The organism is Campylobacter sp. RM12642 (assembly GCF_020137635.1).
Lineage (GTDB): Bacteria > Campylobacterota > Campylobacteria > Campylobacterales > Campylobacteraceae > Campylobacter_E.
This window is the reverse complement of sequence record NZ_JACGAT010000039.1, coordinates 1-11,031: the sequence shown is the minus strand read 5'-3', so window position 1 is coordinate 11,031 and position 11,031 is coordinate 1. Positions and strand designations below refer to the sequence as shown.

The 11,031-nt window shown below is 28.6% G+C and carries 12 protein-coding genes and 1 pseudogene; 6 read left to right on the top strand and 7 right to left on the bottom strand.

Annotated elements, in window-relative coordinates; genetic code table 11:
- Window positions 1-116: 116 nt before the first annotated feature.
- Window positions 117-671, bottom strand: a complete 555-nt coding sequence (locus tag AVBRAN12642_RS09140; RefSeq protein ID WP_214119700.1) for a YceI family protein — start codon at window positions 669-671, stop codon at window positions 117-119.
- A gap of 93 nt (window positions 672-764) precedes the next feature.
- Between AVBRAN12642_RS09140 and AVBRAN12642_RS09135 the strand changes: the two genes are divergently transcribed.
- From AVBRAN12642_RS09135 to AVBRAN12642_RS09110, 6 genes are all read left to right on the top strand, one after another.
- On the top strand, window positions 765-1,949 hold the full coding sequence (locus tag AVBRAN12642_RS09135) for a saccharopine dehydrogenase family protein (RefSeq protein ID WP_214118872.1): 1,185 nt from the start codon (window positions 765-767) through the stop codon (window positions 1,947-1,949).
- A gap of 96 nt (window positions 1,950-2,045) precedes the next feature.
- Window positions 2,046-3,515 carry a hypothetical protein gene (locus tag AVBRAN12642_RS09130; RefSeq protein WP_336608264.1) on the top strand — a complete coding sequence of 490 codons (1,470 nt, stop codon included), beginning with the start codon at window positions 2,046-2,048 and terminating at the stop codon, window positions 3,513-3,515.
- Between the two features lie 5 nt (window positions 3,516-3,520).
- Window positions 3,521-3,895 carry a hypothetical protein gene (locus AVBRAN12642_RS09125; protein WP_336608263.1) on the top strand — a complete coding sequence of 125 codons (375 nt, stop codon included), beginning with the start codon at window positions 3,521-3,523 and terminating at the stop codon, window positions 3,893-3,895.
- A gap of 9 nt (window positions 3,896-3,904) precedes the next feature.
- The gene (gene lpoB / locus AVBRAN12642_RS09120) at window positions 3,905-4,525 is read left to right on the top strand and encodes a penicillin-binding protein activator LpoB (RefSeq protein ID WP_214118878.1); all 621 of its coding nucleotides are present in this window, start codon (window positions 3,905-3,907) and stop codon (window positions 4,523-4,525) included.
- Entirely contained in the window at window positions 4,519-5,901 is a 1,383-nt protein-coding gene (locus AVBRAN12642_RS09115) for a hypothetical protein (RefSeq protein ID WP_336608262.1), read from the top strand. The genes lpoB and AVBRAN12642_RS09115 overlap by 7 nt, the downstream gene beginning before the upstream one ends.
- A gap of 9 nt (window positions 5,902-5,910) precedes the next feature.
- On the top strand, window positions 5,911-7,113 hold the full coding sequence (locus tag AVBRAN12642_RS09110) for a hypothetical protein (protein WP_336608261.1): 1,203 nt from the start codon (window positions 5,911-5,913) through the stop codon (window positions 7,111-7,113).
- 22 nt (window positions 7,114-7,135) lie between these two features.
- Here AVBRAN12642_RS09110 and AVBRAN12642_RS09105 read toward each other — a convergent pair whose 3' ends face one another.
- The 6 genes and pseudogenes from AVBRAN12642_RS09105 to AVBRAN12642_RS09080 form a co-directional block, all read right to left on the bottom strand.
- A complete protein-coding gene (locus AVBRAN12642_RS09105) occupies window positions 7,136-7,690 on the bottom strand; it encodes a hypothetical protein (RefSeq protein WP_336607655.1) in 555 nt (184 codons plus the stop codon).
- Window positions 7,691-8,266, bottom strand: coding sequence for a hypothetical protein (locus AVBRAN12642_RS09100; RefSeq protein WP_336607656.1), 576 nt, complete (start codon window positions 8,264-8,266; stop codon window positions 7,691-7,693). It abuts the gene before it with no gap.
- A 5-nt stretch (window positions 8,267-8,271) separates the two neighbouring features.
- Window positions 8,272-8,934 carry a hypothetical protein gene (locus AVBRAN12642_RS09095; protein ID WP_336608260.1) on the bottom strand — a complete coding sequence of 221 codons (663 nt, stop codon included), beginning with the start codon at window positions 8,932-8,934 and terminating at the stop codon, window positions 8,272-8,274.
- A 63-nt stretch (window positions 8,935-8,997) separates the two neighbouring features.
- Window positions 8,998-9,552, bottom strand: coding sequence for a cysteine peptidase family C39 domain-containing protein (locus AVBRAN12642_RS09090; protein WP_214119685.1), 555 nt, complete (start codon window positions 9,550-9,552; stop codon window positions 8,998-9,000).
- The gene (locus AVBRAN12642_RS09085; RefSeq protein WP_214119684.1) at window positions 9,537-10,388 is read right to left on the bottom strand and encodes a hypothetical protein; all 852 of its coding nucleotides are present in this window, start codon (window positions 10,386-10,388) and stop codon (window positions 9,537-9,539) included. The genes AVBRAN12642_RS09090 and AVBRAN12642_RS09085 overlap by 16 nt, the downstream gene beginning before the upstream one ends.
- Before the next feature lie 30 nt (window positions 10,389-10,418).
- A pseudogene (locus tag AVBRAN12642_RS09080) lies at window positions 10,419-11,031 on the bottom strand (hypothetical protein); the annotation flags it as partial.

Genomic DNA, 11,031 nt, shown 5'->3' with positions numbered 1-11,031 from the left:
CAAATGATAAATTAGGAGATTTTATAGATTTTACGAAAGAATTTAAAAAAGATTTAAGTGATACAAGATTAATTGATATAAGAATTTGAAATAAAATTTCAAATTCTTAATTTTAATTATTTTTTATCAGCTTCAGCAAAAATTTGAACTTTTACTTCGTTTGCTACTAAGCCCTCATTTGTATCTTTTGCTACATCAAAATCTTTTCTTAAAAGGTCAAGATTTAGGTCAAACCCAAGTTTAGTTTTATCTCCCATTGTAGCAACACCATTGATAGCAACATCAAATGTTACTTCTTTTTTAACGCCATTTATGTTTAATTCCCCTGTCATTTTTCCTTGTGTATCACTTACTTTTTCGTATTTACTCATAACAAAAGTAAGTTTTGGATTAACTTTTTCATTTAAAAAATCACTTGATTTTAAATGCTCGTCTCTTTTTTCACTATTTGTATCAACGCTTGCTACATCAACGCTTGCATTAAATACTTTAAAAGTTTTATTAGCTTCATCAAAATCTATCATCGCATCAAAACTTTTAAATTTGCCCTTAGCGTTAGAAACTAACATATGTTTAACGCTAAATTCAACGCTAGTATGAACTTTATCAAGAACAAATTCACTAGCACCTAAAATACCTGCTAAGCTTAAAGCTAAAAATAATTTTTTCATAATATACTCCTAAAATAAAATAAGACTAATATAATCTCATAAAAAGATTAATCATTATCATAAATATTTTATCATAAGCTAAAAGGAGAAAATATGAAACATTTATTAATAATTGGAGCTGGTGGAGTTAGCCGTGTAGCAACCTATAAAGCAGCTGAATATAAATATTTTGATAAAATCACGCTTGCAAGTAGAACAAAAAGCAAATGTGATGAAATAGCAAGTTTTATTAAAGAGCGTTTAGGAGTTGAGATTGCAACTGCTACGATTAATGCTGATGATACAAATGCAGTTGTTAAGCTTATACAAGATATAAACGCTACGATTTTATTAAATGTGGCTTTACCTTATCAAGATTTAGCTTTAATGGACGCTTGTTCTCAAACTAAAATTCCATACATTGATACAGCAAATTACGAACATCCTGATTTAGCTAAATTTGAATATAAAGAGCAATGGGCTAGAAATAATGACTTTTTAAAAGCTGGTGTTCCTGCACTGCTTGGAAGTGGATTTGACCCAGGTGCAACGAATGTTATGTGTGCGTATGCGCAACAATATTTATTTGATGAAATTCATACAATTGATATTATGGATTGTAATGCAGGAGATCACGGCTATGCTTTCGCAACTAATTTTAACCCTGAAATAAACTTAAGAGAAGTTAGTGCAAATGGTAGATATTGGGAAAATGGCGAGTGGATTGAGACTAAACCACTTGAGATTAAAGTTGAACACGATTATCCTGAAGTTGGGGTTAAAGATAGCTATTTACTTTATCACGAAGAACTTGAGAGCTTATGTAAAAATATAAAAGGTTTAAAAAGAATTAGATTTTTTATGACTTTTGGACAAAGCTATATTCAACATATGAATTGTCTTAAAAATGTAGGTATGCTAGGAATTGAGCCAGTTGAACATCAAGGAATGAAAATAATTCCTATTGAGTTTTTAAAGACACTTTTACCTGACCCTGCAAGTCTTGGTGCAAGGACTAAAGGCAAGACAAACATAGGTTGTATTATTGAAGGTATTAAAGATGGCAAGGCTAAAAAAGTATATATTTATAATGTTTGCGTGCATGAAGAATGCTACGCTGAAACTGGCGCTCAAGCAGTAAGCTACACAACAGGCGTTCCTGCTGCAATTGGAACATATTTAATAGCAAGTGGCAAATGGAGCGGAAAAGGTGTGTTTAATATGGAAGAATTTGATGCAAAACCATTCTTTGATGAAATGAATAAAATGGGTCTTCCTATTAAAATACTAGAGCTATAAAAAAATAAACAATAATTCTTATTATTTAAGAATTATTGAATTTTAAAAAAATTAATATATATTAATTAAGTTTTTATAAAATGGCGTTTTTTAAAAATGGGGGGGGGGTCGGCGATGTTAAGAGTTTTGTTAAAAGTTTTTGTTTTAGTTTTTACTTTATTAGTATTAAATGCTTGTTCTTCTGTCTTTTTAGGCTACGAAGAAGAAAATAAAAATAAAATATATTCTTTAGATACTAAAGACTGCGAATTACTTACGAAAAAAGAGCTAAAATACTCAAAAGAAAATGTATTAGAAAATATTAAAGACCCACTTTACAACGGCAATTATTACGGATATCAAGCATTCTTGTGTAAGTCTTATAAAGATAGTATTAAGCTATTTGATTTGGTTGAAGATGGTTATAAAGATAAAGATGAAAAAAATCTATTGTTAAAGATTGGAGAAGGAGTTTTAGAAGGTCTTTTTAATGATAATATAACTGATTATAGCGGTCAATATTATGAAAAAATGCTAACTAATACATACAAATCAATGAGTTATCTAGCTTTAGGCGAATATGATGAAGCTGGAGTTGAAATCAAAAGAGCCTTAGATAGACAAAAAAGAAATAAAGAAGAATTTGAAAGCGATATTTTAAGCGAATTAAACTACTTACAACAAAAACCTAGAGAAAGTAATGAAGTAATAGACATTATAAATAATAGTGTCCCAATTCCTGCTTATAAGTCTTATGCTAATTATTCTAATCCATTTGTTAGCTATTTTTCTGCTCTTTATTATATTTTAGATGGTAGGTCAAATAATTCTATTGATTTATTAAAAGAAGTTTATTCTCAAGAAAATGATTTGTTGTTTTATCAAGATTATGAATTAGCTAAAAACAATTTCAACACTAAAAGAATAGCAAATAAAGTAAAAAAAGGAATGCAAATATCTAAAACAAATAAATATATTTGGGTAATTTATGAAAATGGTAAATCTAAATCTTTAAAAGAATTTAATCTATCATTGCCTATTGTTTTTATTAAGAAAAACGATAATGATATAGATTATAAAATTCCTTTTGGAAATGAAAAATACTCTGTTTATGCTAATCAATTAGCCGTTAGTAGTTTAGTGTTTTCAATAGCAATTTTAGGAGATAGTAGCGATGCTTATCCATTTATAGTAGCGAATAATCAAAAAACAAGACTTCTAAGTGATATGGATAAAATAATAGGCGCTGAATACAAAGCTACATTAATACCTAGAATATCTAAGTCTTTTTTAAGAGCGATTACTAAAACAATGATTAGTGTAAAAGCTAATAAAGAGAATTTATATTCTGGCATAGGTGTTGATTTGGTAAATAATTTATTAAACCATTCTGATATTAGATACTTTATAGGTTTACCTAAAAACTATCAAGCAATTAGAATTGCAAATAGTGGAAGTATAAATATTGCGAGTCCAAATTCTCAAACACTATTTTCACAAGAATTAGATATAAATAAACATTATGTAATACTTGTAAAAATTCCTACAATAGGAACTGAATATATAACAATATTTGAAGAAAGGTAAAAAAAATGAAAAAATATATCTTAACAGCTTTTGCTGTATTTTTATGTTCGTGTGCTAACAATGCAAATGTAATCAAAAACAATCAATGCTTTAATGTAAGCTATTTAGATGAAGATTTAAATAAAATTCTAAAATGCGAAGAAAGAAGCAATAATGATTTTAATAACCTAATAATTAGTATCGAACTTACTAATATAAGCAATAATGGACTAAATCTTAAATACTCACAAGATTGGTTTTATGATAATGGTATGCATGTTGATAATTTAGGTTTAGCTAAAAAAGAGCTAACACTACAACCAAAAGAAACAAAATATATAAAATTAGGTGCTCCAGCAAACGCACATAATTACAAAATAAAAATTAACAAATTTAATTAAGGAGACAAAATGAAAAAATACTACACACTAGCTTTAGCACTAAGTTTAGGAGCTTGTGCGGCTGCACCAAGTTATGTCGTTGATGAAGTAAATAATGGCAAAAATCAGCCTGTTTCACTAGGTATTGATGATATAGATTTACAAAATGCGGCAAGAGATTTGATTAATTCTATGTTAGCAAGCCCTGTTTTTGCTACTTCAAATCCAAACGAACGCCATATTCTTGTAATGAGTAGGATTACTAATGATACAATGCAACATTTTGATACAGATATTCTTACTAAAAAAATAAGAATTGCTTTACTTAATTCTGGTCGTGTTTATGTAACAACAGCAATTGGAGCTAATGGGGCTGAGGATAATATGACCCACGCTACAAGAGAATTAAGAGATAATGACGAATTTAATCAAAAAACAATCGCTAAAAAAGGCACAATATTAAGTGCAAATAGGTCTTTAAGCGGTAAAATAATTCAAAGAAATACTAGAATTAAAGGAACTTTTAGTGATTCTCAAAGAGTTGATTATTATTTCCAAATGACGGTTACAAATCTTGATAATGGCTTAGCAATTTGGGAAGATGAAATAAAAATTAATAAACTTGGTTCAAATAGGAGTGTAGCATGGTAAAAAAAGTATTATTAAGTTCTGTATTAGCAGGTATTTTAAGTATTGGAGCATTTGCAGAAGAAACTAAAAATCAAGAAGTAGTTAATGAAGTAACAACACCAAAAGAAGAAAGTGTTGTAAGTCAAAATATAAAACCTTCAGTTGATGAAGTGTTGCCAATTAGCGATGAAAACAATGGCTTTGTTGATGATGAAAATGATATTTTAAGAATGATGAGTGAAGTAGCAGAACAAATAGAAGATAAAGCAAGTGGAAGAGAAGCTTTCATTTCTCCTGCTATTCCAATTCCTGTATTTAGAGAAGACCCAAAATACTATGATTATTTAGCAAGTGCTTATAGTGAAGCATTTTTAAGATTAAAAGCAAAAATCGTTATGGAAAAATACGGCATTTATCAAACAAAAGCTATTTTAAGTGGTTATGGCGATGATTTAAGTGATGCTGATATTGATAAATTAATAGAGCAAGAAATTAAAAGTCAAAAAGAAAAAAACAAAACAGCAGAAAACATTATAAATGCACTAATTAAAAAAATCGTAGGAGATGATGCTATAAAAGAACAAGAGTTAATTTATAAAGCTGAAAAAATCAAAAACTCTCAAGATTTTAAAACAGAATCGCTTAAAACAGCATTTGGTGCTGTAAATGGTTTAATTCCTTATGAAAATTATATTGTAAAAGGTAAAAATGGCTATGACCAAGTTGGTCTAGTAGCTTATATATCACCTAAATCAATAGAATTAGCAGAAGCTTTAAAAGGTGGATATTTAGCAAAACCAACAGCTAAAAAAGAACAATGCAAAAATGCAAGAGAATTAGCAAATAGTATTAAAACCCCACTTTCAAAATTAGGGCTTACATTTTTCTATGATGAAAATTGCCAACCAGCATTAATTTCTTATGGTATGAAAAACTATGAAAATAAAGGTAAATTTGCAGATAGAAAAGCTGAAAACGCTATTAAAGTTGCACAAATGAAAGCAGAGCAAAATCTAGCTATGTTTATAGGAACTCAAATTAGCACAAAAGAAAGAGAAAGAACAGTTCAAAGAGCTATGGAAAAAGTAGCAGTTGAAGTTAAGAGCAAAGATGGCATTGATGAGCAAACAGGTGGTTTAGTAGAAGAAAATGCTATTTCAACAGTATTCCAAGAAAATATGAGTGCTAGTGCAAGTATGAAACTAATTGGCACAAAAATTGTAAATAATTGGAGAAAAACAAAAGGTGAGCAAGGTGTAACAGGAGTGATGGTATATTATTCGCCTGCAAGCGTTCATGAATCAAAAAGTGGTTTAAAACCTACACAAGCAATAACACCACCAACAAATACTTCAAAAGTAATTCGCTCTAAAAATGTAGAAGTTGATGATTTCTAGGATTAAATTATGAAAAAGATATTAATTATTTTTTTAGGCTTATTTTTAGTAAGCCTAAATGCTAAAGTAGTAACTACAACTAGCACAAAAACTGCTACCGGAGAAGGCTACGGCATTACTTATAGCGAAGCCGTTGATAATGCATTAGCACAAGCTGTTACTAAGCTAAATGGTGCATATATTAAAGCTAGTAATTCTTTTAGTCAAACACAATTAGAATCAAGTGCAGACGGAACAAACATTAATGCTTTATTTAATCAAAAAATTAGCAAAGCAACAAATGGTCGCTTTAGCTCTTTTGAAGTTATAGAAAATACAAAAACAGAAGATGGATTTAGAGTAGTCGTAAGTATTCAAAAAACAGCAGTTTCAAAAAAATACGAACTAGCCGGAATGAAAAACGATAGAAGAAAAATCATCGTAGCACCTGCTCTAAGTCCGAATAATTTTTCTTTATTAGGAAGAGATAGCGAACAAATATTAAGAGATTTAAGGTTTAAAATAGAAAGCAATATCCACAAAACTCGTAAATTTGATTTATTGGATAGACAAGCAGGAGAAGCATTAGCTGTTGAAAGAGATATAATTTTAAATGACGCAAATAAAGATGAAGCCTTAAAATTAGGTCAAAATCTAGGCACTGATTATATATTGCTTTACACCATAAGCGATGTTAATACAATTAATAAAAATTACTCAATTATTGGCAGTGGTAGTAGTTCTAAAGTAAGTGTTAGTATAAATTATCAAGTTATTACATTTGCAACTAGACAAATAAGATTTGCTGATAGCATAAGCCTTGATATAAAATCTAAAGATTATGATAGTATTTTAAACGATATTGCAAGCACTATTGTATTAAACACTCAAGCTGCTATTTATCCACCAAAAATAGAAAAAATCAGCAATAATCAAGCAGTTTTTACTCAAAGCCTACCTATAAATACACAACTAGAATGCTATAAAAAAGGCGATAAAATCTATGATAGTTACACAAAAGAGCTAAACGGCTACGAAGAAATTTTTAGTGCTTTAGTGCAAGTAACTAATGCAAATGCTAAAACAAGCTATGCAAAAATACTAGAAGGTAATGCAAATAAAGGCGATATTTGTAGATTTAAAAATATTGGCAACAACTCTACAAGTAATGATGCAAATGGAAAAGATATAAAAGATATAACACCGGTTCAAGGTGGTGGATTTATATTTTAAAAATAAAAAGAATTTGACTTATTCAAATTCTTTTATCATACAAATTCTTACTATCTTTATACGCCATTAAAATAGCTAATAAATCTCTTTCATCTTTGATATTTTGAATATCAAGTTTGCTTAAAATATCTTCCATACTTTCACGAGTGCTAGTGCCTTTTACTTCTATTTTTTCTCTAGGTTTTTCTTCTTCATATTCAGCTTTTATTTTTAGATATTCTTTCTTAAAATCATCTATGCTTATTTTTTCATCTGCAAATAATCTAAAAAGCCTTTCATCATCGCTAAAATTAAATCTTAAATCATCATAATATGTAAAGCTACCACTACTACTATTTATAGGATTTGCTTGTAAAAAGCTTTGCAAATCTTTTTTAATCTCTATATCAGAATGCTTTGCAAAAGCTCTTTGATAAATACTATCTGTCTTATAATCATTTTGAACTTGCAAAAACAAGTCAAACATATCATTAGGCTTAGCAATTTGGCTAAGCTCTTTACTTAAATCTATCTTTTTTAAATCTTTATTATTTGTATTAATGAGATTTATTTGATTTAAAGATGAATTAATTTGCATTTATGTCCTTTTGTTTATAAACTCGGTTTCTAGCATAGATAAAACATAAGCATCATAGCTATCTTTTTGCTCTCTTAGAGATTTTACCAAGTTTGCTAAGTTTTCTTTATACACATTTAAATCGCTCTTTACTTCAATCGGTTCTCTTTTAATCTCTTTAGTATCTAGCTCTTTTGCTGCTAAATCCTTAGTAATTGCTAAAAGCCATCTAGGTTTAAATTCTTCTATGCTTAAATCACTATTCAATAAGCTTTCTAGCTCATCATTTAAGGCGATTTGTCCGTTTATTGAATTTGAATTAGTCATAATAAAGCTTAAAAGTTCGCTTAATTCATTTAAACTACTTTTATCATCAAGCCCTAATAGTTTGCCATAAATAGTAACTTCGCCATTCTTACTAACCCCACTAAAACTCTTACCCCAATTATCGTGATTATATAAATTAGAAATGCCTTTTAAATCATCAGAGCTTACTGGCTTAGCATTTAAATCTTTATTAGTTTCAGTCCTTATCTCATCTCTTAAAAATATTTGCCTTAAATCCAAAATACTCTGATTGTTATTTATGATTGTCATTTTAACTAAACCCTTTTATCATATAAATTCTCGCCATTTTTATAGGCTAAAAATATAGCTAATAAATCTCTTTCATCTTTGATATTTTGAATATTAATTTTGCTAAGTATTTCTTCCATGCTTTCACGAATGCTAGTGCCTTTTACTTCTATGGCTTCGTAAGGTTTTTCTTTAGTTTGTTCTTCTTTTTCTTCTTGTTTAATTTCTTCTTTTGTATTTATTGCATTATTTCTTAAATTTTCTTTTTCTTTAACTCTAGCTTGTAATTCTTCAACGCTTGGCATTTTCTTACTATCTATATAACCTAAAGGAAAATCATCAGGCAAACCTAAAGATGGCATATTTAGTGAGTTTAGCGTTCTATCAAGCTCTTTTTTATCAATTTCTACCCAATTTTTCATAAATTCTTTGCTTATTTCTTCTACTAAATCAGGGTCTAATGCTCCAAACACACAATAACTTGCCTTTTCTCCAAGATTTAAATTTCTATCATTTAAAGGATTGTAAGTCGGATCGTTTTCTAGCTTTTGCTGGGCTAGTTTAAGATATTCTAAACTAGCCTTTCCATCTTCATAATAAGGTTTATTAGCTTGAATATCTAGGTTATCATTTTTTTTACTAATTTTAGTTGTTGGATATGTTATATAAGAATTAGCCGTTATTTTCATAATCATCTCCTTTATCATCTATATCAGCAAAATTAACAAAAACTTTAAAAATATAAAACTTATTTAAATTTCTTTTATTTGACTTGGGCGTGGTAAATTTGGCTTTAGTTCTTTTGTAATATTTGGCTTAATTATTAGAGCGTATCCACCTAAACCATCTTTATCCCATACGCTATAAAATTCTTTTTTAGAGCTTAGATATTCGCCAAAGCTTGGGTCATATACTTTCACAAAATCCCCATTAATATTATTTACCACTACAAAATGTGGAAATCTCGGGTCATTTTCAATCTTTACTATAAAAGGCACGAATATTTTTTCAAATATATTACGATTTAATTTATAAGCTTTTGCATTAAAACCTAATTTATTTAACGCATTATTTAATTCATTAAAACTTAGCATATTAGTATTTTTATCTAAAACTTCTAAAATATCTTTTTCACTAAAACGCTTGATATTTGTTAGATTTAGCAATGTCGCTATACTACTTGCCCCACAAGATTCTTCATAACTTTGTCTTACTACGGAGTTATTTTTGATTTGTCTATAAGACTTCACTGCAAACTCGGCATTAAGACAAGTTATAGTTATAAAGATTATTAGAATTTTTGCCATAAGCTAATACCAAACACACTATCAGGAGCAGCTGAACCACCACCAAAACTAGCGTTAAAACTGATACTTGTATCATCATTTATACTATAAGTTGAGCCTACACTATATGTTGGGATACTTCTTAGATTTGTATATTTTACACCATTGATTTTTTGAGCTGCTTGAAAACTCTGTGAAGCTTCTAAATCAAGCGTAATTTTAGGGCTTAATACTATACTAAGATTTGCACCAAAATTATAAGAATTTCCATAATTTATCGCTAGTTTATCAAAAGTCCTAGTATCATTATATGTAAATCCCATATAAATACCCCAAATAGCAGGGTCGCTATATCCTTTTAAGTTTAGCTTAGCTGAATGTGATTTAAAATAAAAACTTTTATTTGTATCAAGTGCTTTTTCTCTTTGTAATAATCCTGCTTGATAAGAAAAACTAAGTATTTTATCACTAAAACTATCAAATCTATAATTAAACCCAAGCCACAAGCTCTCAAATGAATAATGAGTTTCACTCATAGGCTTACCCGTAAAAAAATTACTATATTCATTTCTAGTAGCATTAGCGCCAATTGAAGTTATAAAATCAAGCTTGTTATTAAATGAATATATCAAAGTTTCATTCAAACTAAGCCTTTTATTATCAGTCCAAATCACAGGATCGCCTCCTATTATTAGACTTGGATAACTTGTGTAGATATTAGCATTCCCGCTAGTGATTAAACTAAGACTTGTAATGCTTCTAAGTCCGATTTGTCTTTTAAAAAGACTATCAATAGTAATAGCATCAGAGCCAAATAAAAAGCTTAAAGTAAATGCTATAAAAAATAACTTTTTCAAACTCTTCCTTTCAATTTAAAATATAAAATTTCAAACCCTTTTATCATATAAATTCTCGCCATTTTTATAGGCTAAAAATATAGCTAATAAATCTCTTTCATCTTTAATATTTTGAATATTAATTTTGCTTAAAATATCTTCCATACTTTCACGAGTGCTAGTGCCTTTTACTTCTATGGCTTCGAATGGTTTTTCTTTAGTTTGTTCTTCTTTTTCTTCTTGTTTAATTTCTTCTTTAGATTGTGATATTTTTAAATCTTCATCTGTATTAGAAAAAATACTTTTCATTAATTTATTTTTTTCTTCATCATTTATGCTATCTGAAGTTAATTTATCTAAATTTTTAAAAAGTTTATTTAGAGTTTTTACTAATTCTTCTGGATCAATGTCTGGAGATTTCTCCAATTCCAACCTTATATTCTTTACAACATCAGGGTCTAACGCTCCATACATACCATAAGTTAGCTTATCACGAAGACCTAAATTATTGTCATATAATGGTTTATAGGTCGGATCGTTTTCTAGCTTTTCTTGAGCTAGTTTTAGATATTCTAAACTAGCCCCATCATTTGCTTTATTTTGTGAATTTTTACTATTAAGCGTATTAACATAAGTATTTGAAAAATTATTTACTCCATTAACC